General features: G+C 57.4%; 22 protein-coding genes. 8 read left to right on the forward strand and 14 right to left on the reverse strand.

The window, feature by feature from the left end; translation table 11 throughout:
- The first annotated feature begins 18 nt into the window (after positions 1-18).
- On the forward strand, positions 19-1173 hold the full coding sequence (locus tag C5F71_RS07705) for a phospholipase (protein WP_104910906.1): 1155 nt from the start codon (positions 19-21) through the stop codon (positions 1171-1173).
- Positions 1174-1221: 48 nt separating this feature from the next.
- Here C5F71_RS07705 and C5F71_RS07710 read toward each other — a convergent pair whose 3' ends face one another.
- The 8 genes from C5F71_RS07710 to rplM form a co-directional block, all read right to left on the reverse strand.
- Positions 1222-1971 carry a FadR/GntR family transcriptional regulator gene (locus tag C5F71_RS07710; RefSeq protein WP_029291897.1) on the reverse strand — a complete coding sequence of 250 codons (750 nt, stop codon included), beginning with the start codon at positions 1969-1971 and terminating at the stop codon, positions 1222-1224.
- Positions 1972-2121: 150 nt separating this feature from the next.
- The gene (locus C5F71_RS07715) at positions 2122-2538 is read right to left on the reverse strand and encodes a ClpXP protease specificity-enhancing factor (RefSeq protein WP_029291899.1); all 417 of its coding nucleotides are present in this window, start codon (positions 2536-2538) and stop codon (positions 2122-2124) included.
- Between the two features lie 17 nt (positions 2539-2555).
- On the reverse strand, positions 2556-3173 hold the full coding sequence (locus tag C5F71_RS07720) for a glutathione S-transferase N-terminal domain-containing protein (protein ID WP_027604841.1): 618 nt from the start codon (positions 3171-3173) through the stop codon (positions 2556-2558).
- 150 nt (positions 3174-3323) lie between these two features.
- Entirely contained in the window at positions 3324-4103 is a 780-nt protein-coding gene (locus tag C5F71_RS07725; protein WP_029291902.1) for a cytochrome c1, read from the reverse strand.
- Complete coding sequence (locus tag C5F71_RS07730) at positions 4103-5314, reverse strand: cytochrome bc complex cytochrome b subunit (protein WP_003188526.1); 1212 nt, start codon at positions 5312-5314, stop codon at positions 4103-4105. Before C5F71_RS07730 ends, C5F71_RS07725 begins: the two co-directional genes overlap by 1 nt.
- A complete protein-coding gene (gene petA, locus C5F71_RS07735) occupies positions 5314-5907 on the reverse strand; it encodes a ubiquinol-cytochrome c reductase iron-sulfur subunit (RefSeq protein ID WP_029291905.1) in 594 nt (197 codons plus the stop codon). Before petA ends, C5F71_RS07730 begins: the two co-directional genes overlap by 1 nt.
- 267 nt (positions 5908-6174) lie before the next feature.
- The gene (rpsI, locus tag C5F71_RS07740; protein ID WP_003171743.1) at positions 6175-6567 is read right to left on the reverse strand and encodes a 30S ribosomal protein S9; all 393 of its coding nucleotides are present in this window, start codon (positions 6565-6567) and stop codon (positions 6175-6177) included.
- Positions 6568-6581: 14 nt separating this feature from the next.
- On the reverse strand, positions 6582-7010 hold the full coding sequence (gene rplM / locus C5F71_RS07745) for a 50S ribosomal protein L13 (protein ID WP_029291908.1): 429 nt from the start codon (positions 7008-7010) through the stop codon (positions 6582-6584).
- A 247-nt stretch (positions 7011-7257) separates the two neighbouring features.
- Here rplM and C5F71_RS07750 point away from each other — a divergent pair, with 247 nt between their 5' ends.
- Positions 7258-8298: an NADP(H)-dependent aldo-keto reductase gene (locus tag C5F71_RS07750; protein ID WP_029291910.1), complete on the forward strand. Its 1041-nt coding sequence runs from the start codon at positions 7258-7260 to the stop codon at positions 8296-8298.
- Positions 8299-8411: 113 nt separating this feature from the next.
- On the opposite strand, the gene C5F71_RS07755 is transcribed toward C5F71_RS07750, so the two are convergent.
- Complete coding sequence (locus tag C5F71_RS07755) at positions 8412-9548, reverse strand: acyl-CoA dehydrogenase family protein (RefSeq protein ID WP_029291912.1); 1137 nt, start codon at positions 9546-9548, stop codon at positions 8412-8414.
- A gap of 220 nt (positions 9549-9768) precedes the next feature.
- Here C5F71_RS07755 and C5F71_RS07760 point away from each other — a divergent pair, with 220 nt between their 5' ends.
- Positions 9769-10689, forward strand: coding sequence for a GlxA family transcriptional regulator (locus tag C5F71_RS07760; RefSeq protein WP_169851207.1), 921 nt, complete (start codon positions 9769-9771; stop codon positions 10687-10689).
- 129 nt (positions 10690-10818) lie between these two features.
- Here C5F71_RS07760 and zapE read toward each other — a convergent pair whose 3' ends face one another.
- From zapE to C5F71_RS07775, 3 genes are all read right to left on the reverse strand, one after another.
- Positions 10819-11913: a cell division protein ZapE gene (zapE, locus tag C5F71_RS07765; RefSeq protein ID WP_029291916.1), complete on the reverse strand. Its 1095-nt coding sequence runs from the start codon at positions 11911-11913 to the stop codon at positions 10819-10821.
- A gap of 79 nt (positions 11914-11992) precedes the next feature.
- Complete coding sequence (locus C5F71_RS07770) at positions 11993-13348, reverse strand: tryptophan--tRNA ligase (RefSeq protein WP_092238295.1); 1356 nt, start codon at positions 13346-13348, stop codon at positions 11993-11995.
- Between the two features lie 24 nt (positions 13349-13372).
- On the reverse strand, positions 13373-14002 hold the full coding sequence (locus tag C5F71_RS07775; RefSeq protein ID WP_029291919.1) for an alpha/beta hydrolase: 630 nt from the start codon (positions 14000-14002) through the stop codon (positions 13373-13375).
- A gap of 147 nt (positions 14003-14149) precedes the next feature.
- Here C5F71_RS07775 and C5F71_RS07780 point away from each other — a divergent pair, with 147 nt between their 5' ends.
- Both C5F71_RS07780 and C5F71_RS07785 read left to right on the forward strand, forming a co-directional pair.
- Positions 14150-14587 (forward strand): YhcB family protein, encoded by a 438-nt coding sequence (locus C5F71_RS07780; protein ID WP_029291922.1) that lies wholly within the window; start codon positions 14150-14152, stop codon positions 14585-14587.
- A gap of 417 nt (positions 14588-15004) precedes the next feature.
- Positions 15005-17509: a dermonecrotic toxin domain-containing protein gene (locus C5F71_RS07785; protein WP_158682855.1), complete on the forward strand. Its 2505-nt coding sequence runs from the start codon at positions 15005-15007 to the stop codon at positions 17507-17509.
- Between the two features lie 125 nt (positions 17510-17634).
- On the opposite strand, the gene C5F71_RS07790 is transcribed toward C5F71_RS07785, so the two are convergent.
- A complete protein-coding gene (locus tag C5F71_RS07790; RefSeq protein WP_029291924.1) occupies positions 17635-18195 on the reverse strand; it encodes a response regulator transcription factor in 561 nt (186 codons plus the stop codon).
- On the reverse strand, positions 18188-19450 hold the full coding sequence (locus tag C5F71_RS07795; protein ID WP_029291925.1) for an ATP-binding protein: 1263 nt from the start codon (positions 19448-19450) through the stop codon (positions 18188-18190). The genes C5F71_RS07790 and C5F71_RS07795 overlap by 8 nt, the downstream gene beginning before the upstream one ends.
- 225 nt (positions 19451-19675) lie before the next feature.
- Here C5F71_RS07795 and C5F71_RS07800 point away from each other — a divergent pair, with 225 nt between their 5' ends.
- The 3 genes from C5F71_RS07800 to C5F71_RS07810 all read left to right on the forward strand — a co-directional run bounded on the left by C5F71_RS07800 (position 19676) and on the right by C5F71_RS07810 (position 25184).
- Positions 19676-20386 (forward strand): SIMPL domain-containing protein, encoded by a 711-nt coding sequence (locus tag C5F71_RS07800; protein WP_104910908.1) that lies wholly within the window; start codon positions 19676-19678, stop codon positions 20384-20386.
- Positions 20387-20690: 304 nt separating this feature from the next.
- Positions 20691-23471, forward strand: a complete 2781-nt coding sequence (locus tag C5F71_RS07805; RefSeq protein ID WP_256588118.1) for a hypothetical protein — start codon at positions 20691-20693, stop codon at positions 23469-23471.
- A gap of 111 nt (positions 23472-23582) precedes the next feature.
- Positions 23583-25184 carry an ABC transporter substrate-binding protein gene (locus C5F71_RS07810; protein ID WP_104910909.1) on the forward strand — a complete coding sequence of 534 codons (1602 nt, stop codon included), beginning with the start codon at positions 23583-23585 and terminating at the stop codon, positions 25182-25184.
- The last annotated feature ends 121 nt before the right edge of the window (positions 25185-25305 follow it).

A 25305-nucleotide genomic window follows, 5' to 3' on the forward strand; every position in this document is an offset into this window, starting at 1 on the left:
ACATAGCAAGGAGCTAACATGTCAGAACTTGAATCGGTCATCACCCGCAAGCCCCTCCCCTCCCTACGCTTCGAAGGCGGCGAGCACACCGCTATTGGCGATGAGACGCTACTGCGGTTCGTACAGGGCGAGCCCTCTATTCCGGGGGCCCAAGTCAAACTGCATCTGCCTAATGGTCTGGCTTTGACCTATGGCCAGATCATCGCCCTGGGCGGTGATTTCTATGGGATCCCCGGCCAGCCCATCAGCGACGGTGCATCGCCAGCCGAGCGCGTGCAGCGCTTTACCGCCGCGTTCAACTCCCTGGCCACGCTGCCGGCGTCGCGGGACGAAGCGGGCAAAATTCTCGCGGTCATGCAAAAGGAAATCAACGCGGTCAAGCAGGCCATCAAGGAGGGTAAGCAGGCCCATGAAGCCTATGACGCACTTGGAGATACGTTGTCTGAAGAGTGGAATCGCATCACCGGCGGCGGCAGCGTCGTTTCAGCCATGGTGCCCTTGGGGCGCTACCTTAAGCTGGCCGCCGACAACGCCGATCATTTCGGCGAATGGGCGCTGTCAGCCTATCTGGCAGGGCATACCGGCGCCCTGCAACAAGCGGTCGTCGCCCACCAAAGTGGCAGCGACCAGCAATTGGAACTGGCTTATGCCATGAACAGTTTTGCTGATCACTTTTTGACCGACCTGTTTTCCGCGGGGCACCTGCGCGTACCGCGCAAGCAACTGGCTCGCGTAGTCACACCGGGTGAGCTGGGGTCGTTGATCAGCCGCTTCATGCATGACGAAGACAGCAAGTTCGGGCTCAAGGTACGCAACGCACTGGGCGATGAGTGGCACGCCTATGGCGACAAACGCTATTTCGACAGCAATGATGCGGCCAACCGCGCTCAGGTCAAACGCGCGGTGCAGGCCTCGGCCGATGAGATTTTCGAGGCCTATGTCAGTGGCATCCTGCCCTCCCCGGCCACGTACAAGGCACCGCTGTACGTGCCGGACCTGAATGCGGTGAACAACCCGAGTACTAACTTCTCACCGCTGTTCAAGGCCGAGGGCGACAAGGTGCTGCGACGCAAGGACGTCAACAACCTCAACGACAAACAGTGGACGAATGATTGGTGGGGCTGGAGCACCTACCTGCTGCTGCAAAACTACACACCCAATACGCCAGCCTGAAACCAGGCGCAGATGCCGGGACGCCGGCATCTGCGCCATCGACGAGCATCAGCCGCGCTGCGCCTGCGCCTCTTCATGTGCCTGGCGCAACCGCTCGCGGCTGTTTGTCAGGTGCAGGCGCATCGCCGCTCGCGCCGCATCCGAATCCTGGCGGGCGATCGCTTCGTAAATTTCTTCGTGCTCACGGCTCAGGCGGCTCATGTAGTGCTGCTGGTCATCATGGGCCAGGCGCGCTGAGTTCAGGCGCGTACGCGGGATAATGCTGGTGCCCAGGTGCGTCATGATATCGGTGAAGTAGCGATTGCCGGTGGACAACGCAATCTGCAGATGGAACTGGAAGTCCGACGCCACTGCATCGCTGGCGTGCGCCGCACTTTCATTCAAGGCATCGAGGGCGGCGCGCATCGCGGCCAACTGTTCGTCGCTGCGACGCTGGGCCGCGAGGCCGGCGGATTCCACTTCCAGGCTGATGCGCAGTTCCAGAATCGCCAACACATCGCGCAACGTCACCACCGTCGCCGGATCGATCCGGAACCCGCTGGGGCTCGGCGTATCCAGCACAAAGGTGCCGATGCCATGCCGGGTCTCCACCTGCCCGGCCGCCTGCAGGCGCGAGATCGCCTCGCGCACCACCGTACGGCTGACCCCATGGGCTTCCATGATCGCTGACTCGGTGGGCAACTTATCCCCACGATTGAGCTGGCCGTCGCGGATCTGCTCGGACAACACCGTGACCAGTTCCTGGGCAAGGCTGCGACGCTTGCGGGGAAGACGCGGGGCGGTGCTGAGGTTTTCCATGGGTAACCAATTATCTCGATGATCTGAAGGCGCATCATAGCCCAAGCAGGTTGTACGATCACCGCTCACCGCGACTTTGTAGCGCGCAAAAAAATACCCCGGCCAAAGCCGGGGCATTTTTTCAGCACGTGCCCGCAGGCACATGCTCCATCACTTCACCACTTTCAAGCTCGGCCGGCCCGTAGGGCGCGGCGGCTCGGAGTCAGGCGGCGGCAGGTCGTCATCTTCAACTTCGATCGCTTCGTCGTCGTCAAGCGACGACTCCAGATCAAACACCATGCCCTGGCCATTTTCCCGGGCATAAATGCCCAGGATCGCGCCGATGGGCACATAGAGCGTATGGGGTACACCACCAAAACGCCCTTCAAAGCTGACCGCTTCATTGTCCATGTGCAGTTGGCGTACGGCACTGGGCGAAACGTTCAGGACAATCTGTCCGTCACTGGCAAAACCTTGTGGCACCTGCACCGCAGGAAACTCGGAATTGACCAGCATGTGCGGGGTGCAATCGTTATCCACAATCCACTCATAGAGCGCGCGGACCAGATAAGGTCGACTGGAGTTCATCAACGGCTCCTTAAGCCTTAGCGCATATCACGTTCGACGCCAGACAGACTTGCCTGGAAAGCCTCACGCGCAAACTGGCGCTCCATGTAATCAAGCAGCGGCTTGGCAGGCCGCGGCAATTCAATGCCCAAAATCGGCAAACGCCAGAGTATGGGTAATAGGCAGCAATCCACCAGGCTTTGTTCCTCACTGAGGAAAAAAGGTTTGTCGGCGAATAACGGTGAAACGCCGGTCAGGCTCTCGCGCAATTCCTTGCGCGCCTGCACACGGGCCGCTTCTTTGCTGCGTGTATCCAGAATCAGATCCACCAGCCCACACCAGTCACGCTGGATCCGATGGATCAGCAAGCGGCTGTTGGCACGCGCCACCGGATACACCGGCAGCAAAGGTGGATGGGGGTAACGCTCATCCAGATATTCCATCACCACGGTTGACTCCCACAACGCCAGGTCACGATCGACCAGGGTGGGCAAGCTGCCGTAAGGGTTCACTTCGATCAGTTTCGGCGGATGACGACCCACCTCCACACTGATGATCTCGGCGCTGACACCCTTCTCTGCGAGCACGATGCGTACTCGGTGGGAATAGTGGTCGGCGGGGTCGGAGTAACAGGCCAACCGGTTGGTCACGCCCATGGCGGTCCTCCTCGCTTGTTGAAATTATCGAAAGCTCAAAAACGAGCGCGCCCAGAAAGCATCTCCCGTAACACCTGGATCAACCAGAGCGTTACCCGTTCAGAGACGTCGCTGGGCGCGCAAGATTAACAGCAATTGCCTAAGGTTGGATCAATGCACATCCTTCCAGTATTCACGCTTGAGCAAATAAGCGAATACGAAGAAGAAAGCCAGGTACAGCAACACATAGGTACCGATGCGTTGATGCTCCAGTTTGACCGGGTTGGCGGAGTACGCCAGGAAGGTCACCAGGTTCTTGACCTTCTCGTCGAACTGCTCCTCGTTCAGCGCACCGCTCTTGGGCACGATGGTCAGTTGATCACAGGCCTCATGGGTCAACGGTGTGCCGGTCAGCGGGTCATATTGCTTCTTGCCGTTTTCCACGACTTGAACCTGCTTGCATCCTACCACCTGACGCCCTTGCAGGCCGACCAGCACGTTAGGCATACCGACGTTCGGGAACACCTTGTTGTTCACGCCCCATGGACGTGTAGGGTCTTCGTAGAACGACTTCAGGTAGCCATACAGCCAGTCGGTGCCGCGTACGCGCGCTACCAGGGTCAGGTCGGGCGGTGCAGCCCCGAACCAGGCCTTGGCGTCGGCCGGTTGCATGCCGATGTTCATGTGGTCACCAATCTTGGCGCCGGTGAACACCAGGTTCTTGAGCATCAGCTCATGGGGGATACCCAAGTCGTCGGCAACCCGCTCGTAACGCTGGAACTTGGCGCTGTGGCAGCCCATGCAGTAGTTGGCGAACGTACGGGCGCCGTCTTGCATGGCAGCCTTGTCAGAAACGTCGATGTCGACTTTTTCCAGTTCCGCGCCGTGCTCGGCCGCGAAGGACAGTACCGGCAGGGCAGCAAGAATCAATGCAGCAAATAATTTTTTCATCAGCCAGTCACCCTTTCCGGAACCGGTTTTGTCTTCTCGAGCCGGGTGTAGAACGGCATCAGAATGAAGTAGGCGAAGTACAGGAAGGTGCAGACCTGCGACAACAACGTCCGCTCAGGGGTTGGCGCCAATACGCCCAGCACGCCCAGGATCACGAACGAGATGCAGAACACCCACAGCCAGATCTTGCTCAGCCAGCCTTTGTAGCGCATGGACTTGACCGGGCTACGGTCAAGCCACGGCAACACGAACAGCACGGCAATGGCTGCACCCATGGCAATAACGCCCATGAGCTTGTCGGGGATCGCCCGCAAAATGGCGTAGAACGGCGTGAAGTACCAGACCGGGGCAATGTGTTCCGGGGTCTTGAAGGCGTTCGCCTGTTCGAAGTTCGGCTTCTCAAGGAAATAGCCGCCCATTTCCGGGAAGAAGAACACGATCGAGCAGAACACAAACAGGAACACCACCACACCGACGATATCCTTGACGGTGTAGTAAGGGTGGAATGGAATGCCGTCCAGCGGAATGCCGTTCTCGTCCTTGTGCTTCTTGATGTCCACGCCGTCCGGGTTGTTCGAACCCACTTCGTGCAGCGCCAGGATGTGCAGCACTACCAGGCCGAGAATCACGATCGGCAAGGCCACCACATGCAAGGCAAAGAAGCGGTTCAGGGTGATGCCCGAGATCAGGTAGTCACCACGGATCCACTGGGTCAGGTCATTGCCGATGACCGGGATCGCGCCAAACAGCGAGATGATCACCTGGGCACCCCAGTAGGACATCTGGCCCCAAGGCAGCAGGTAGCCCATGAAGGCCTCTGCCATCAGCGCCAGGTAGATCAGCATGCCAAACACCCACACCAACTCACGTGGCTTCTGGTACGACCCGTAGAGCAAGCCACGGAACATGTGCAGATAGACCACGATGAAGAACGCCGAAGCGCCAGTGGAGTGCAGCAGGCGCAGGATCGAGCCGTACTCGACGTCACGCATGATGTATTCGACGGAGGCGAATGCTTCTTCCGCCGACGGGGTGTAGCTCATGGTCAGCCAGACACCGGTAACGATCTGATTGACCAGTACCAGCAATGCCAGGGAACCAAAGAAATAGAAGAAGTTGAAGTTCTTCGGCGCGTAATACTTGCTGAGATGGTCTTCCCACATTTTGGTGGCGGGGAAGCGCGCATCCACCCAATCCATGAACTTGCTCATTACGCGCTCTCCTTATCGACACCAATGACAATAACGTCGTCAGATTCGTAGTTGTGCGGCGGAACCGGCAGGTTCAACGGGGCAGGCTGGGATTTGTAGACGCGACCGGCCAGGTCGTAGTGGGAACCGTGGCAAGGGCAGAAATAGCCGCCGACCCAGTCCTTGCCCAGGTCCACTGGCGCGACTTCCGGGCGGAAGGTCGGCGAGCAGCCCAGGTGGGTGCAAAGACCGACCAGCAGCAGGATCTCTGGCTTGATCGAACGCACTTCGTTTTGGGCGTAGGCGGGTTGTTCGGAATTCTTGGACTCGGGGTCAGACAACTGGCCCTCGATCTTCTTCAGATTCCCCAGGATTTCCTCGGTACGACGAACGATGAATACTGGCTGGCCGCGCCACTCAGCAATCATCTGCTGGCCTGGCTCGATCTTGCTGACATTCACCTTCACCGGTGCACCTGCGGCTTTCGCCTTGGCACTGGGAAACCATGACCCCACGAACGGGACCGCAGCCCCCACCGCTCCTGCAGCACCCACCACGGATGTGGCTGCTACCAAGAAGCGACGCCGGCCTGCATTCACGCCGTCATTGCTCATTCAGTCCTCTCCCATCAGCTTTTTGGCCTGTTAAATCAGGCGTCTACTAAGTATTAAATCTGAACTTATAAAAATTTTGCCGAATGGTAATGAAAAGCCCCACCTCTGACAAGGTAATTACCCGCAGCCTAGCCTCCAAGCCTTGTAGTATAGGGGGTCTACGGATGTGGCAAGTTGTCACACAGAAAAAACCCGCACAAAACGCGGGCAATAAAAAACGCCCAGCTCCGCGAGGAGGCTGGGCGTTTTTGTGGAACGTAAAGCGAATTAACGCTTCGAGTACTGCGGACGCTTACGCGCTTTACGCAGACCGACTTTCTTACGTTCAACTTCACGGGCATCACGAGTCACGAAGCCAGCTTTGCGCAGAGCGCCGCGCAGGGTTTCGTCGTACTGCATCAGAGCGCGAGTGATACCGTGGCGGATTGCGCCAGCTTGACCACTTACACCGCCACCGATAACGGTGACGTAGATGTCGAACTTTTCAACGGTCTCGGTCAGTTCCAGCGGCTGACGAACTACCATGCGGGCAGTTTCGCGGCCGAAGAAGTTGTCCAGAGTGCGGTTGTTGATCGAGATGTTACCAGTGCCCGGACGCAGGAAAACGCGTGCGGTTGCGGTTTTGCGACGGCCAGTGCCGTAATTTTGAGTCGCCGACATAATGAACTATTCCGTTAAAACTTCAGTTCTTGGGGCTGCTGAGCAGCATGAGGGTGAGCAGCGCCCGCATAGACTTTCAGCTTGCGATACATGTCGCGACCCAGTGGGCCCTTCGGCAGCATACCTTTAACCGCGATCTCGATCGGGGCTTCAGGCTTCTTGGCAATCAGGCCTTCGAAGTTCGAAGACTTGATACCGCCTGGGAAACCGGAGTGACGGTAGTACATTTTGTCGCTTGCTTTGTTGCCGGTTACACGAACCTGCTCAGCGTTGATGATTACGATGTAGTCACCGGTATCAACGTGAGGGGTGTACTCAGGCTTGTGCTTGCCACGCAGACGGCTGGCGACTTCAGTGGCCAGACGACCCAGGGTCTGACCAGCGGCGTCGACGACAAACCAGTCGCGCTGAACTGTTTCCGGTTTTGCAGTAAAAGTTGTCATTCTTTAATAGCCTCAGGGGCCGCCCTGTAAATTAGACGGCGGATCTTACTGAATAGTGCGTACTTTGACAAGTCAAAGGCAGCCGGATACAGACGCTATCGGGGGCTCGGGTCAGCGCGTCCGTTCAACGGCAAGATTCTTCGGCAGGCGGCGCATCACTTCCACTGCAGAAAGAGGTGGGCAATTATGCAGATTGCGAAAAAAAATTCAACCTGCTTTTATGATTGTTTTCCCGAAGGAGCACCCGATGAAGTATCGACAGCTGGGCCGGACCGATCTGAACGTGAGCGAGATCTGCCTCGGGACCATGACCTGGGGTGAGCAGAACACCGAGGCAGAGGCCTTCGCGCAGATTGAGCGGGCCAAAGGCGCGGGGATCAACTTCCTCGATACCGCAGAGATGTACCCGGTGCCGCCCAAGGCCGACACCTATGCCACCACCGAGCGCTACATCGGCAATTACTTCAAGAGCCGTGGCGACCGCGCCGACTGGATCCTCGCCAGCAAGATCGCCGGCCCCGGCAATACCATTGATTACATCCGCGATGGCCACCTCAAGCACAACCGCAAACATATCGTCGACGCCCTGGATGCCAGCCTCAAGCGCCTGCAGACCGACTGGATCGACCTGTACCAGTTGCACTGGCCGGAACGCAGCACCAACTTCTTCGGCCAACTGAGCTACAAGCACCAGGAAGAGCCCGACCTGACGCCCCTGGAAGAAACCCTCGAAGCCCTCGACGAGCAGGTCAAGGCCGGCAAGATCCGCCACATCGGCCTGTCCAATGAAACGCCCTGGGGCACCATGAAGTTCCTGGCCCTGGCCGAGGCCCGTGGCTGGACCCGCGCAGTGTCGATCCAGAACCCCTACAACCTGCTCAACCGCAGCTTTGAAGTGGGCCTGGCGGAGATCGCCATCCGCGAGCAATGTGGCTTGCTGGCTTACTCGCCCCTGGCGTTCGGAATGCTCAGCGGCAAGTACGAAGGCGGCGCACGGCCAGCCAAGGGCCGCTTGAGCCTGTACAGCCGCTTCAGCCGCTACTTCAACCCACAATCGGAAGCCGCGTGCAGCCGTTACGTGGCCCTGGCCCGCGAGCACGGCCTGGACCCGGCGCAGATGGCCCTGGCGTTTGTGACGCAGCAGCCGTTTGTGACCAGCAATATCATTGGCGCCACGACGCTTGCGCAGTTGGATAGCAACATCGCCAGTGCCGACCTGAAGCTGTCGAAAGAGGTGCTGGAGGGGATTGAGGCGATTCAGAAGGATCATCCCAACCCTGCGCCTTGATTGACCTTTAGGCCGCCTTCGCGAGCAAGCCCGCTCCCAGATTCGAATGTGTTCACACATCAAAATGTGGGAGCTGGCTTGCCTGCGATAGCGCCCTCAAAAGCACTAAAGATTCAAAGCGCCCGCGCAATGATCTCCTTCATGATCTCGTTGGTCCCCGCATAAATGCGCTGCACGCGCGCATCCGCCCAGGCCCGGGCGATCGGGTATTCCCACATGAAGCCGTAGCCGCCGTGCAACTGCACGCACTCGTCGAGCACCTTGCATTGCAGGTCAGTGGTCCAATACTTGGCCATCGCCGCCGTGGGCACGTCCAGCTTGCCTTGCAGGTGCTGTTCCAGGCACTTGTCGACAAACACCCGGCCGATCTGCACCTCGGTGGCAATCTCTGCCAGCTTGAAGCGGGTGTTCTGAAAGTCCGCAATCGCCTTGCCAAACGCCTTGCGCTCGCGGGTGTAGTCCAACGTCCATTGCAATGCAGCTTCGGCCGAGGCCAGGGCGCCGATGGCCACGGTCAGGCGCTCCTGGGGCAACTCCTGCATCAGGTAGGCAAAGCCCATCCCCGCCTGGCCCAGCAGGTTCTCCTTGGGCACGCGCACATCCTGGAAGAACAGCTCGGAGGTGTCCTGGGCCTTCATCCCGACCTTTTCCAGGCGCTTGCCCTTGTCGAACCCCGGCGTATTGGCCTCGACCAGAAACAGGCTGGTGCCTTTGGCGCCCGCCTTGGGGTCGGTCTTGGCCACCACAATCACCAGGTCCGCCAGGAAGCCGTTGGTGATAAAGGTCTTGGAGCCGTTGATCACATATTCGTCGCCATCCAACACGGCGGTGGTCTTGACCCCTTGCAGGTCGGACCCGGCACCCGGCTCGGTCATGGCAATCGCGGTGACCATTTCCCCGGACACCAACTTGGGCAAGTACTTGTGCTTCAGCGCCTCGCTGCCGTAATGCAGGATATACGGCGCAACAATGTCCGAATGCAGGGAGAAGCCAATCCCGGTCAGCCCCAGGCGGCCGATCTCTTCGATCACCACGGTGCTATAGAGAAAGTCGGCGCCCAGGCCGCCGTATTCTTCCGGCAGATGGGAACAGAGCATGCCCGCCTCCCCCGCCTTGCTCCACAGATTGCGATCAATATGCCCCTGCTTTTCCCATTGCGCATGGAACGGCACCGCGTCCTTTTCAAGGAAGGTGCGCACGCTCTGACGGAAGAGTTCGTGCTCGGAGCTGAACAAGGTTCTGGGAATCATGGGTCACCTGCGTCGATTGTCAGACAAAAACAAGATCACAGAGCCTAAGCTGCACGGACGTCACAGGACACTGGACACATGCGACAAAAAATAAGACGATCCAGCCGTTAGTTGACCACTTTCCCCTATAAGAATAATCGAAATTATGTCTAGCCTCGTCTCCACGCCCCTGCGGCGCGTCAGCATTTTGGCCATTGATCGGGTGTTTGCTTCAACCCTCATGCAAGCCAAGGATTTTTTCCACCTCGCCAGCCTGCGTTACGGCAAACAGCAAGGCCTGGGCCTCACGCCAGCCTTTGAAACCCGCCTTGTCAGCCCCGACGGGCAACCGGTATGTAGCTTCAGCGATGTGATCATGCCGGTGGACGGCGGCCTGGAAAACGCCGACATCATTGTGCTCCCAGCCTTCTGGGATGACTTCGACGCCCTGAGCAAACGCTACCCGCAGATCCTGCCATGGCTGCGTGAGCAGCATGCCCGGGGTGCGGTGCTGTGCGGTGAGGCCACCGGGGTGTTCTGGCTCGCCGAAGCCGGCCTGCTCGATGGCAAGGAGGCGACCACCTACTGGCGCTTCTTCAATGCGTTCAGCGAGCGCTTCCCCAAGGTCCAGCTCAATCAGGACAAGCACCTGACCGACGCCGACAACCTGTACTGCGCCGGCGGCACGACATCGGCCTGCGATCTTTATATCTATCTGATCGAGCGTTTCTGCGGCGCCAACATCGCCCAGGCCGTGGCCCGCGACATTCTCTACGAAGTGCAGCGCAGCTACGCACCGGGGCGCATCGGGTTTGGCGGGCAGAAGCTGCACCAGGACGTGATCATCCTGCAGATCCAGCATTGGCTCGAAGAGCACTTCGCCGACAAGTTCCGCTTTGAAGACGTCGCCCGCGAACACGGCATGAGCATCCGCAACTTTATGCGCAGGTTCCAGACCGCGACCGGCGACAAGCCGCTGCACTACCTGCAACGCCTGCGGATCGAGACCGCCAAGGGGTTGTTGTCGGGCAGCCGCAAGAGCATCAAGACCATCAGCTACGAGGTGGGTTACGACGATGCGAGCTTCTTTGCGCGGCTGTTCAGGCAGCACACGGAGTTGTCGCCGAACCAGTATCGCCAGCAGTTCCAGCAGGCCGCCTAACTAAAGCCGGGCACAATCAAATGTGGGAGCGGGCTTGCTCGCGAATGCGGTGTGTCAGTTAACGAATAAGTCGACTGATACACCGCATTCGCGAGCAAGCCCGCTCCCACATTTTGGTTCGGTGTTTGCCTAAGGCTTGTGCGCCCGCGCCAGGAACTCGTGGGACTGCATTTCCAGCAAACGACTCAAGGTGCGCTGGAATTCGAAGTTCAAGCGACCGCCGGTGTAGAGGTCCTTGAGTTCGACTTCAGCCGAAATGATCAGCTTGACGTTACGGTCGTAGAACTCATCGACCATGTTGATAAAGCGCCGGGCGATGTCGTCGGTGGTGACGCTCATTTGCTCCACGCCACTCAAGATCACGGCATGGAAGATCTTGCCCAGTTCGATGTAGTCGTTCTGGCTGCGCGGGCCGTCGCACAGTTCGCGGAAGTCGAACCAGGCCACGTCGTCACAGGTGCGCAGGGCGATGATCTGGCGATTTTCGATGATCAACTTATCGTTTTCCACCGCCTGGGTGCATTCCGGCGTCAGCGCGCGAAAGCTCTTGCGCAGGCTTTCATGGGCTGCTTCGTCGAGGGGGAAGTGGAACAGTTCCGCCTGCTCAAGGTGACGCAGACGGTAGTCGACGCCGCTGTCGACGTTGACGATATCGGTGTGCTGCTTGATCAGGGCGATGGCCGGCAGGAAGCGCGCGCGTTGCAGGCCGTCCTTGTACAGGCCGTCGGGCACGATGTTCGAGGTGGCGACCAGGGTCACGCCGTTCTTGAACAACTCTTCCATCAGGGTGCCAAGGATCATCGCGTCGGTGATATCGGACACGAAGAACTCATCGAAGCAGATCACCCGCGCCTCTTGGGAGAAGCGTTTGGCGATGATGGTCAGCGGGTTTTTCTCGCCGTGCAGGGTCTTCATCTCTTCGTGCACACGCTTCATGAAGCGGTGGAAGTGCGTGCGCGATTTTTCCTTGAACGGCAGCGCTTCGAAGAAGGTATCGACCAGGTACGTCTTGCCCCGGCCCACGCCGCCCCAGAAATACAGGCCCTTGACCGGCACCTGGTCTTTCTTGCCAAACAACTTGCTGAGCATCCCGGGCTTGCTCTGCGAGGCCGCGACCAGGTCTTCGTACAGGCGCTGCAAATGGCGCACCGCCGTTTCCTGGGCCGCATCATGGAAGAAGTCGGGGCGCTTCAGATCAGCTTGATATCGTTCTAGGGGCGTCATAATTTCGTTAGCAAGGCAACAAAAACGGGCCGTCACTGTAACGACGGCCCCGGATAATGGCAATCAACCCTTGGTCGGGTCAGTCCTCGATGGGGGTCAATGCCACGCGCACAGCTTCGATGGCGGCATCCCGCGCAGCCGCATCGGCAAAGGCCGGGCTGTCGGCGACACAGGCGCCTTCGAGCCACACACTGAAGCCCAGGGCCTCACTGCGCACATCCAGCGCCTGGCCGGACTGCAACTGCTTGGTGGCAGCACCTGCCGCCTTGCCGTCGGCAAAGTTGCGCGACAACAGCAGTTGCTCGCCATCAGCCGCCAGCAGGCGGAAACGGAAGCTGCCGTCGTCTTCACGGAAGCTGACAAAGCGCGCGGCCTTGACTGCCTTCTTCTTGACGCTGGCAGCTTCGCTCGCCTGGTTGACGAACGAACGCAGGCCCACGGCTTCGCGCAGCTCTTGCAGGAATGGAGCGGCCACGGCGCGGGCTTTCTTGGCGCCGACCAGCAACAGGTCTTCCATGTCCGAAGGGCGCGACATCAATTGATGGTAGCGCTCGCGGGCTTCGCCCAACTGGCCGTCCAGCAGTTGGAAAAGACGGTTCTTCGCCTCGCCCCAACCCAGGCCATCGAGCAGTTCGCGGCGCAGTTGCTGTTCCTGTTCTGGGGTGGCGAACGCCTGGTACAAGGTGAACAGGTGCGAATTGTCCGGATCCTTGGCCTCACCCGGCGCGCGGGAGTCGGTGACGATCCGCGAGATCGCGTCCTTCATGTCCTTGGCGGTGGTGAACAACGGGATGGTGTTGTCGTAGCTTTTCGACATCTTGCGCCCATCCAGGCCCGGCAAGGTGGCGACGCTTTCTTCGATCAACGCCTCGGGCATGGTGAAGAACTCACGGCCCTTGCCAAACAGGTGGTTGAAACGCTGGCCGATATCACGGGCCATTTCCACGTGCTGGATCTGGTCGCGGCCGACCGGCACCTTGTGCGCGTTGAACATCAGGATGTCTGCGGCCATCAGCACCGGGTAGCTGTACAGGCCCATGCTGATCCCGGCGTCCGGGTCTTCGCCGTTTTCCAGGTTCTTGTCCACCGAGGCCTTGTAGGCGTGGGCGCGGTTGAGCAGGCCCTTGGCCGCGACGCAGGTCAGCAGCCAGGTCAGCTCGGGAATTTCCGGGATATCGGACTGACGATAGAACGTCACCCGGTTCACATCCAGGCCACCCGCCAGCCAGGTCGCGGCGATTTCCATACGCGAGCGCTGGATGCGCTGCGGGTCATCGCACTTGATCAGGGCGTGGTAGTCGGCCAGGAAGTAGAACGAATCGGCATTGGCATCCTGGCTGGCGAGGATCGCCGGGCGGATGGCACCGGCGTAGTTGCCCAGGTGCGGGGTGCCGGTGGTGGTGATGCCGGTGAGGATACGGGTACGAGTCGTCATGGGTAATCGCTTATCAGACTGCTATCAATTCGAAAGGCGCGGCAGCACCAGATCCTTGAGATCGGTGAGCTTGCCATGAAAAAAGTGCCCGCATTCTGCCACTTTCAGCAGCTCATGGGGGCGTTTCAGGGCCGCGGACCAGTCGTAGACGGTCTGCGGGTCGACCACTTCGTCGGTTTCCGGCTGGATCAGGGTCAACGGGCAGTCCTGTGGCAGCACGTCCTCATCACGCAAACGCATGACCGCCGCAGCCACCATGAACAGGTGCGCGAGTTTTTCGCCCTTGGCTTCCAGGCGCCCGCCCAGACTTGCGGCAACAAAACCACCGAACGAGAAACCCAGCAAGGTGATGGGCAGGCCCGGGTGCTTTTCACGCAGCCAACCGGCCGCCGCTTCGGCGTCGTCCACTTCACCACTGCTCATGTCGTGGGTACCGGCACTGGCACCCACGCCACGGTAATTGAAACGCAAAGTAATCAAACCGGCATCGCGGGCGGTGCGTTGCAAGGTCGATACGACTTTATTGAGCATGGTGCCGCCCTGCACCGGGTTGGGGTGGCAGATCAGCGCCAGGCCACGTGGCTCGGGGTGATCCAGATACAGGGCTTCCAATTGGCCTACCGGGCCATCGATCAAAACGGGGGTTTCACGCATGAGCAAGGAATGAACTCCGTGACCTCTCAAGGGGTCGACTCGTCTAGCTAAAAGTCTGTGCATGGCATCATTGCGAGCTTAATCGCGGTATACAGCGCAGGTCCGAGCCGTTAACGTAAAGCAAAGCCGTTTATAGAGGAAGGACTCGTGGAACACTCGCTCTTAGTTTGGTTGTTGCCGACTCTTGCCCTGGTTGCCGGTGTCGCCATTGGATTCCTGGTTGCTCGCCTGCTGCCGAATGCCGCGCCTAACCGCACGCAGCGTCAGTTGGATGACATTCAGGAACGTTTTGACAGTTATCAGAACGAGGTTGTTACCCACTTCAACAGCACCGCGACCCTGGTCAAGAAGCTCACCCAGAGCTACCAGGAAGTACAGGATCACCTCGCCGATGGCGCCAACCGCCTGGCCCTGGATGACATCACCCGTCAGCGCCTGCTGGCCGCGCTGCATTCCGATGCCACACAAGCCCCACGGGAGCGCCTGACCCCGCCAAGGGAAAATCAGGAGCCGCCACGGGACTACGCGCCAAAAACGCCGAACGCCCCCGGCATGCTGGATGAGCATTACGGCTTGAAGAAGTAATAAGGTTTCAAGCGATAAAAAGCCCGCCACCGATCACTCGGTGGCGGGCTTTTTTATTTTCTCAAGGCTGGCACGCTGTCCGACGTTGACGATGCTCAAGCCCAGCAGTTCAGCAATCAGCGCCTGGTACAACATCGCCCATCCTCTTCGTCCATGCCCGAGGAATACTCAGCGTCCTGGTTCATTGCTCAGTTTTAGGGCTCCGTGCAGCCTGAGGAAAACTGTTCAGTCGCCGTTCAGCGCCAGACTGAGCGCCTTGCAATCTGCACTGCGAACCTGATGGAGAAAGACCTGCAAAACTTCTGATAAGGGAAATGTATTCTCCATAGCTATTCCTGGAACTCTTCCTACGTACGCGACCACACAACGGACGAAACTAAGCCCTACTCCTCCGACACGCGCTACGAGTTCCCTTTTATGCAAATCAAGACCGCCTCAGCCACTCCCTGGAATCACTCAGCCAACGATCAACCAACTGCATCGAATACGGGCTATCGCAACAAACGTTCAATTGATTCCAGCGCGCAGGCGGATCAGCAATTAGTGCAGGAAGTCAGGCCAGCCCCCGCAACACAAGGTGGAGGTTACACTGAGGTGAGCGTTGACCCCTCCCCTGGCAAAGATGTCGAGAATAGTCAAAAAGTACCACCCCCCATTGATGTGGGTCTCAACATAAATGTTGACCCCGTTGCAAAGCATATTTCCAGTGCATTTAAAACTGTCGAACAAAAAGCATCTGATTTTCTCAAAGAAAAATTTGCAGAGTTGAAAAAGAAAGACCCCGCTAACAAGGAGAAATGGGATATTGATCCCGACAATACCTACCTAGTGACCTACGACTATAACAGTGTGGGGGAAGAGCCTTACCCGGCAAAGGTTATCCAGCGTATTTCACTGACGCAAGCGCTGATCAAAAATGCGCAAGATACTCCCACTGGGAAGGGATACAAGATCCCATTCTTCGCTGGCGGTCCTAATGTAAAAACCCAGAACAGTTTACCCATGAATAACCCAGGTATCTTTGACTTCTCAACCCGGTTTTCCCCTTATCGTAAAGACGCGGATGTTACCCATACTTATCAAGGAATTTATGTAGAATCGTCCGACGCTCCCTCACAGACATATAACTCTACCAACCAGAGTTCAATTACCCCGAAAGAGTTCAAAAACCTTGTTTGGCAGGCTGACTTTCAACAGCCTTATACTAATTTTCTGGATGAGTTCTGGAGCACCCACATAGAAAAATACCCGGTACTGGCCAAAGCGTCATTCGTCAAGTCAGCCATGACTCAACATCAAGAAGGCAGCTTGACTACTGATGGTCGAAAACTGATCATGCGAGCCGCCGGGTTATCAGGCAACCAGGAATCATGGCCTGACATTACTTATGATGACTTACAAAAAAATCCCCCCAAGGACCCCAACATTGAAGTCGGGTTGCTCAAGATCGGAGAATATCAATCGACCGACCTCATATACATTACTGATAATAAGGTAACGTTTGACAGCGACGGGAAGAGGATTCCTCCCCTCACCCTTCTCTATATACCCGGAAACTCCTCACCCATTCACAGTTTCAATAGCCAGGCAGAGATGAAGAAGTGGCTCGCCGAACAAATGGCTGATCCTGCCAAACGCAATGCCCTGGCCTCACACTTTAAGCTTGAAGACAAGCCCAACGGCTGGAAGCGAGCCGGGTTAGACGAAACACTGATCGGCCTCGGTACCTGGCCTGAAACACGTGAAACCCCAGGAGGAATACTTTCCTATGACCATCGGGCCTTTAGCGGTAAATGGGATCCTGAAAAATTCATCACCACAGAACCTAACAACCTACCGTTCCAAGAAGTCACCAAACGCCAGAAAGATCGCTCTTATGCAGATGCGGCTGTCAAAATAACCAGTGACAGAGACGAGACCAAGAAGAACATCATTGAAGGCCTGACAAAGACTTCAAAAATTGCTCTATTTTTAACTCCACTGGCTTTCGTGGTACCTGAAGTCGCATTGGCCCTGGACACTTTTTATCTCGCCAGTGGCGGCGTAACTGCCAGCATCGGAGTTGATGACAACCTACATAACAAGGCCAAAGGTACTGATCGAATTGTATTCGGCCTGTTCAACGCAGCGACAGTGGCGATACCCAAAGTCATAGGTAAAGCCCGGGAGCAGTCTATCGGTGAATTCAAAGCCCCAGAAGAGACTGCATCGCCCCCGGACCAAGAACCACCCCAACCTGCAGAGAACCCTGACAATGGGGTGATTGGTACGGACATAGCGAGCGAAACAGGTCCGGTTACTGTCGTTCAAATGGGCGGCCCGATGAATGAACTAAAATATGTCTCCAACGAAGTCCATACCTATGTAGACATCTACAAATCCGGAAAGCGACTTAACATTGTTGCCCATGGTTCCAAACCAAGTTGGGCTGATAAGTTCTTAGGCAATGGATCACAGGTTGTCATAGATGGAAAAGGCTACACACCTCAAAAATTAGTCGCCCTATTGAAAGAAAAAGGCATAGACCCGGAAAGATATGACTCTGTGCGTCTTATAATGTGTCACTCTGCGGAGGGGCGAGGCAATTCGTTTGCGGCAAAATTTCAAAAAGAGATCAACAAGCCGGTAAAAGCTTACGATGGGACGGTGAGCCTCAGTTTCGGTTCAACAGCCATGAAAAAAATTCGAGATCAGGTCGTGACTCAAATCATGCAGTCAGATCCAACAATCTCTCTTGAAAATGCAGAAAACCTGGCTGAAATCAAACTGCAAGATGCTTTGAATGGCTATGCAGTTCCAGAACTCAAAAAAGCCAATGGTCAGTTGGTCAAAATCAATACTGCGCCTGCAGGGGATCCGCCGAAATATGAGGTTGTTAGAATTGAATACAAGCCGGTTCACTTCCCAAAGACCGGTTCATGAGCCTTATTTCGCAATGTTCTGAACGTAGCATACAAGCATGACGCTATATGTTGACGGCTGAAAAAACCCCGGAAAGCTTTCAGCCGTCATTGAGACGCGCAGTACCCCGCGCTCTGATTCGCCGTTCAGCGCCGAACCGGGCGCTTTTGCAGTTTGCGCTGCAGTGTCCGGCGGTGCATGCCAAGAGCACGAGCGGTGGCCGAGATATTACCTTCATGCTCGGTCAACACACGCTGGATGTGCTCCCACTGCAGACGGTCCACCGACATCGGGTTTTCCGGCACCAGGGTGTCGAGGTCGGCGTGTTCGGAGAGCAGCGCTGCCAGTACATCATCGGCATCGGCCGGCTTGCACAGGTAATTGCAGGCACCGCGCTTGATCGCCTCGACGGCCGTGGCAATGCTGGAATACCCGGTAAGGATCAGCACGCGCATTTCCGGGTCCAGTTCCAGCAGCTTGGGCAACAGCACCAGGCCGGAGTCGCCGTCCATTTTCAGGTCCAGTGCGGCGTAGTCCGGGAGGTCGGCCTGGGCGATGGTCAGGCCTTCTTCGGCGGAGCCTGCGGTGCTGACGCGAAACCCGCGGCGGCTCATGGCTCGCGCCATTACGCGGGTAAAGGTGGCGTCATCATCTACCAGCAACAGGTGCGGCAGTTCTTCGCCTTCGACTTGGATCTCGTCACTCATCGATGTCTCCTCGTGCAGCACGGGGCAGGCGCAGCTCGGTGAGCGTGCCGCCTTCCTCATGGGGGTAAAGTTTCACCGAGCCGCCAGCGCGGGTCACGCTGGCCTTGCTCAAGAACAGGCCCAGGCCGAAGCCCTTGCCCTTGGTGGTAAAGAATGGCTTGCCGATCTGTTCGGCAATCGCCAGCGGCACGCCGGCGCCGTGGTCGCGAATGCTGATGGTGAGGTTTTCCGAATCCCAGTCCAACTGCACTTCCAGCCCTTCCGGGCAGGCATCGGCTGCATTGTTCAACAGGTTCAGCAACGCCTGGGTCAGATCCGGCGGTGGCGCCATGCGAGGCACTGCGCCCTGCCCCAACAGGTGGAAACGGTAACTGGCTTCGGGGCGCATCAGGTGCCAGCGGTTCAAGGCTTCGTCCAACCACTGGGTGACGTCCTGCATATCCACCGCCAGGCGCCGGTTGGCTTCAGCGGCACGCACCAGTTGTTGCAAGGTTTGCTTGCACTGCTTGACCTGTTCCTGCAACACGCCGAGGTCGTCCTGTAGCGCCGGGTCGTGATGGTCCTGGCGCATTTCCTTGATCAGCACGCTCATGGTTGCCAGCGGCGTACCCAGCTCATGGGCCGCGCCGGCGGCCTGGGTCGCCACGGCCAACAGTTGCTGGTCACGCAAGCCTTCTTCGCGACGGATAGCACGCAGTTCTTCCTGGCGCCGCAGCTCTTCGGCCATGCGCGCAGCGAAAAACGTGATCACGGCCGCCGACAGCGCGAAGCTCAGCCACATGCCGTAGATCTGCAAGTTTTCCCGGGCGATCGGGAAGGTTTCCAGGGGATAGAACTGCGCCAGCAACAAGGTGTAGAGCGCCAGGGCAATACCCGACAGGATCACCGAGTAGCGCCACGGCAACGTCACGGCGGCAATGGTCAGCGGCACCAGATAATAGGAAACGAACGGGTTGGTGGAGCCACCGGAGAAATACAGCAACACACTGTGGATAAACAGGTCACAGGCCAGTTGCAGGGCATACTCCAGCTCCGTCACCGGCCACGTGGTGCGCAGGCGGATGGCCGTGAACACACACAACACCGTGGAAAAAGCCAAAGTCACCCACAGTTGCAGCCAGGGCAACGGCAGCAGCTCAAACCAATAGGCAAGCCCCACGGAACCGGCTTGGGCGGCCAGGACCAGGGTGCGGATAAACGTCAGGCGCCAGAGGTTCTGGCGAGTGGCGGAAGTCAGTTGTACGGGGGCGAGCATGAGCTCTCCTGATGAGCGCTCCAGGCGGATCGCAAGGAGTATAAACGAAGCCAGGGTATCGACAGCGTGTGTGTGGCCCTTTGACGCAGGTCACACAATCAGGAACGCCGCACGCAAATTGACCGTTCGTCGGCATCGCGCCAAGGTGTAGAGAATTTGTAACCCGCCGAACCCGAATCCCCCGTCTACAGTCTTACCGAACACGATCACCCTCAAGGAGCTTCCATGTCACGTTTCACTCGCAGTGCCGCCCTTATTGCCCTCAGCGTTGGCAGCGTCGCCAGCCTGCCCGTGCTGGCTGCCGATCAACTGCACTACAACCAGATTTCCCTGCGGGCCGAAGTCAGCCAGGAAGTGGCCCGTGACCAGATGATCGTCACCCTGTACACCGAGTCCCAGAACGCCGACCCGGCCAAGCTGGCCGCCGAGATCACCACCACCATGAACAAGGCGCTGGCCCAGGCCCGCGAAGTCAAGGGCGTCACCCTGCGCCAGGGCAGCCGCAACAGCTACCCGATCTACGACAACAAGAACCAGAAGATCACCGGCTGGCGTGAACGCGCCGAATTGCGCATGGAAAGCTCGGACTTCGCGGCGCTGTCCAAGCTCACCGGCGAGATGCTGACCAACCTGAAAATGGACAGCATGGACTTCGCCATCGCCAACCCGACCCGCAAGGCCAGCGAAGATGCGCTGCTCAAGGAAGCGGTCGCTGCATTCAAGGCCCGCGCGCAATTGGCCACTGATGCGCTGGGTGGCAAGGGTTACAAGATCGTCAACCTGAACTTCAACACTAATGGTTATCCACAGCCTTATGCCCGCGGCGGCATGATGATGAAGGCTGCGGCGATGGATTCAGCGCCGACGCCAGAGGTTGAGGCGGGCACCAGCCAAGTCAGCATGAGTGCGGACGGGGTGATTGAAGTCTTACAGTAAGCGTTTCAACCTACAAAGACGGCACAGCCTAATAGCTTGTGCCGTTTTTTTTGGCCTGCTGTTCGATAACAAGACGAACGATGTAGGGGTTTACTTAAACGATCAACCGCACCTAAAACCCAAGCATAAAAAATGAACCATTCCCCTGCACGCTGCCACCTAGTTAAGCCAAAGTTATCCAACAAACTAGACATTTAATAAAATATTCCCATAGACAAATACCTATGTCTAAGACAGGGACATATAGGCAACTTCATTCGGACTCTCACAGGGAGGATGGGAACGCGAATAAAACGAGACGTTCATGAATATAAATCCTGCGCCCGCTCTACCGAACTCGGCAACAACCCATTCATTATCCGCCGTCAATCCATTGCCCGCAGATACTACTGCCCCCGCCCATCGGCGGCAGACTCGTGCCCCCTCTCCACAGAATACAGCGCAGAGAGAGGGCACTGGCTCGCTGCAAACTACAAACCCTGAAATAGCAGTCCAAAAAAGGGTTATCTACGGTTCAGACACCGTGTCTGCGCCCTCGGCTGACTACACCCTGCAAGAGCGCAAGCAGCGCATTGATGACTACGCTTTTCGCGTAACGACGCTGATTGAAGAAATACCCAGCATCAACCAAGGTGAAATGGCCGTCAGGTTCCAGAACGCCCGCCTGTTCATGGAGCCGGCAGGCTACTTCAGCGGTGGTTTACTGGCCGCAGGCTATGACCCCCATGAAAAAATCACGGTGACGTTCACGTCCTACACGGGGGTGGGGAAACCAGAAAATCTGAGCAGTACCTCAAAGCGTACTTACTTTGCCTGGGAAATTGCTGCAGGTGCTTTAGAGCACGACAAAGTACAACGGGGCGGCCCGATCAACTTCAACTTTATGGAGATAGATCCAAAAGATCAAACTAAGGTTGACAATCTGGAGTCGTTGGGAAAAAACCTTCAAAACCACTGGGAACATGAAATATCCAAACCCATGCGAGACCCGTCTGGCCAACTCGCAACCCTCTCGGGACAAGCGGACGCCTACGCAGTAAGGGGAACCTTGCAAACCTTGCGCAGTGATACGCAGAGTTTTAAAAAATTGAGCCCTGAAGGGCAAGAAGCCGTCGCGCGGACACTGGATAAGAATGGGCAAGTCATCGTTCCAAATGTCTACGGCTACCCCTTGTCAGGCTATGCATTTATTCCGTACACGCCCTATGACGGGGATTATAAAAACAGGCCCAACCAAGGATTGATGTTAGACCTGAAGAATGGCACCGTCCGTGAAATACATGGGGATGCCGACTTTGCAAGCTGGGCCAAAGACAACCGGGACAACTTGCTGAGAAACTTCAACACCCGAGATATACAAGGCGGCAAGGATTCACACTGGCCCAGCGCGGGTTATGTACTTGACACGTTGATCTCCGGCGCCAACGCCCACTTCCCCGGCTATCACAACCTGGTTTCAGATGAGGAAATACCGGCGTCACAACTGTTCAATTACACCCGAGCCCGAGGCAGCGAGTATCAGTTGAAGTTCGGCAATCTTTACAGCGGTGTGGCCAGCCAATACCAAGCGGTGAATGCCAAGAATGCACTATGGTCCGACCAAACCCAGGTGTTTGGTTCCTCACAGCAGGATTGGAAGTCGGCGAAAGACTTCTGGGGCAATACATTCGGCTACGTGCCCGTGATTGGCAACACTGGCAATATCGTCTTCGGCGTCCATGACAGTCTCTACGGCATGACGGCGCAGGATCGAGTGGGCGGCAATGCAGCGGCGGTAATATCAGGCCTGCAACTGGCCCACGAACTTGCGCCAGGTGCCGTCGAGTCCGGGCTAGGTGAACCCGCCAAAGTCCCTGGCGTCCCAAGAGCCGAAGATTACCAATGGAAGCAGAACTCACAGACAAACGACTTTGAGTTCGTGCACGCCCCCAAGCCCGCAAAGAATACCGATGAAGTCACCGTGCCAAGCCAGGCCCAACCTGCCAACCCCTTGCGCCCAAGCCAGGCCGGGCATATCAGCCAGCATGCGCTGCCAAATGGCGAACAGTTGATTGAAAATGTGACGCCCAACGCCAAGGGGATTTATCAGGTCAAGGATGCAACCACCAACGAAGATCGCTGGTTAATCCGCTACACCGACGCCAGCGGTGTCAGCAACGTGTATGAGATCCGAGGGGATTTCAAACTGAGCAACGGCTATGTGCAGATCATTGATCAGCAAACCAGGCGACCCGTGATGACCGTCCACTCTTCGGGCAATGGCGAGTGGGTCTCAGCCAATGGAAAAGGTGGCGTCAGGGCGCCTGAGGGGCGCAGTCTCTCATCCCCCGTCAGCGATGGCACGAAGCGCCCTCCATCTTTTGCCAATCATTTCCTCGATCTCGAAGACAAACCAATGAAAGGCGCCAACAAGATCGACGATTTCTTGAAAATCAAAGCGGGATCCGGCTACGAGTTCGCCAGCAGCAATTTCGAGGATAAAGGCGTCATCAAAACAAACTTCAGGGTTTCCTGGAACATCGACGAGACTGGCTTTTCCGTTGAGCCCGGAGAAAAGGCACAGCCCACGGAGCACAGTTCGAGCCAGTACTCACCCAACTTTGTCTTGGATATAAACCGTAACCCTTACACCGTCACCACCACAGAAAATGGGCTATCCGTCAGCCACCGACTGGACGCCACAGCGAACTCGGCCGAGGGCATCCGGCAGGCGAGGCTGAAGCAGTTCGAGAGCACAATTGCGGACCCCGACCTGCGTGCGCGTATTTCCGAGGTCGCTCATCAAGGTTCGATAGCCCCCGCCACCATTGACTTGAACGGAGGATCGGTACTGCAAGATGGCTACTACTTTGGCGCTGACGACACCCAGTTCCACGTCCATCACGACGCTTCGAGCAATGTGACGACGGTCCAAATCACATCCAAAGGACACCTGTCCAACCCGGAAAAAGACATCAACCGGGTGCCTGGCGTGGAGGTGATCATCAAGAGAACGTTCACGATACGCGAAGGGAATGAGCTCGACAGCCAGTTCACCATCGACAAGGACGCGCCCACCACTATCGAGGTCGTGACGCTCTCGTAGCCAAGGCACGGCTACAACGGCCACTTACCTGATCCCCTGAACGGCGGTAACCTCGGTGACTGCCGTTTTTCGTATGGGCAGCCTTATATACCTGCCATCTCAGGGGTCTCCATGGAAAAAAACGCCTTGAAAACGCTGTTCCTCGCTGCGGGGTTGTTGGCATTGACGCCCATGGCCCATGCCGCCAGCACCCTGGTCTACTGCTCCGAAGCGAGCCCCGCCGGTTTCGACCCCAGCCAATACACCAGCGGCACCGACTTTGATGCCTCGGCCGAAACCGTGTTCAACCGCCTGACCCAGTTCAAGCGCGGCGGGACCGAAGTCGAGCCGGGACTGGCGACCCGTTGGGAGGTGTCCGAGGATGGCCTGGCCTACACCTTCCACCTGCGCGGCGGGGTCAAGTTCCACAGCACCGAGTACTTCACACCGACCCGCGACTTTAATGCCGATGATGTGCTGTTCACCTTCCAGCGCCTGTTGGACGCCAACACCCCATTCCGCCAGGCCTACCCGTCCGAATCGCCGTACTTCACCGACATGGGCCTGAACACCACGATCAAAAGCGTGGAAAAGCTCGACGAGCACAGCGTGCGCTTCAACCTCAATAACGTCGACGCCGCTTTCGTGCAGAACCTGGCCATGAGCTTTGCCTCTGTGCAATCGGCCGAGTACGCCGCGCAGTTGCTTGAACAAGGCAAGGCTGCCGATATCAACCAGAAGCCGGTCGGCACCGGGCCGTTTGTGTTCAAGCGCTACCAGAAGGACTCGCAGATTCGCTACGTCGCCAATAAACAGTATTGGAAGCCTGAGGATGTGAAGCTCGACAACCTGGTATTCGCCATCACCCCCGACGCCGCGTCGCGCCTGCAAAAGCTCAAGGCCGGCGAATGCCAGGTCAGCGGCTATCCGCGCCCCTCGGATATAGAGGTGATGAAGCAGGATCCCAACCTGCGCGTGCTGCAACAGGCAGGTTTCAATCTGGGCTTCCTGGCCTATAACGTGACCCATCCACCGCTGGATCAACTCAAGGTGCGCCAGGCCCTGGACATGGCTATCGATAAGCCGGCGATTATCCAGGCGGTGTACCAAAGTGCCGGGCAATTGGCGCAAAACGCGCTACCTCCGGCCCAGTGGTCTTATGACCCCAACATCAAGGACGCGCCGCACGATCCGGCCAAAGCCCGGGCGCTACTAAAAGAAGCAGGGGTTGCACCAGGTACCACCATCAACTTGTGGGCGATGACCGTGCAGCGCGCCTCCAATCCCAATGCGCGAATGTCGGCGCAGATGATCCAGCAGGATTGGGCCAAGGTCGGGATCACCGCCAATATCGTCAGCTATGAGTGGGGCGAATACATAAAGCGCGCGAAAAACGGCGAGCACGATGTGATGATTTACGGCTGGACCGGCGACAACGGAGACCCCGATAACTGGCTTGGGGTGCTCTACAGTTGTGCGGCGGTAAAGGGCAGCAACTATGCAAAATGGTGTAACCCGCAGTACGACCAACTGGTGCAGAAGGCCAAGCTCAGCAGCAACCGTGACGAGCGCATCAAGTGGTATCAACAGGCGCAAAAAATACTTAAGGATCAAGTACCTATAACGCCTATTGCGAACTCGACGGTTTTCCAGCCACTGCGCAAGGAAGTCCAGGACTTCAAAATCAGCCCGTTTGGGCTGACGCCGTTCTATGGCGTAAGTCTGAATAAGTAACAATCACGCCCCAACCGAGTGCGCCAGACACCTCGGCTGGGCCGATTTAGTGCACTTCGCGCACCGAAAAAAACCTCGAAAATGCAGATTTGTGTCGAAAATTATATGAATGCGACATTCT

The organism is Pseudomonas sp. LG1D9 (genome assembly GCF_002949995.1).
Taxonomy (GTDB): domain Bacteria; phylum Pseudomonadota; class Gammaproteobacteria; order Pseudomonadales; family Pseudomonadaceae; genus Aquipseudomonas; species Aquipseudomonas proteolytica.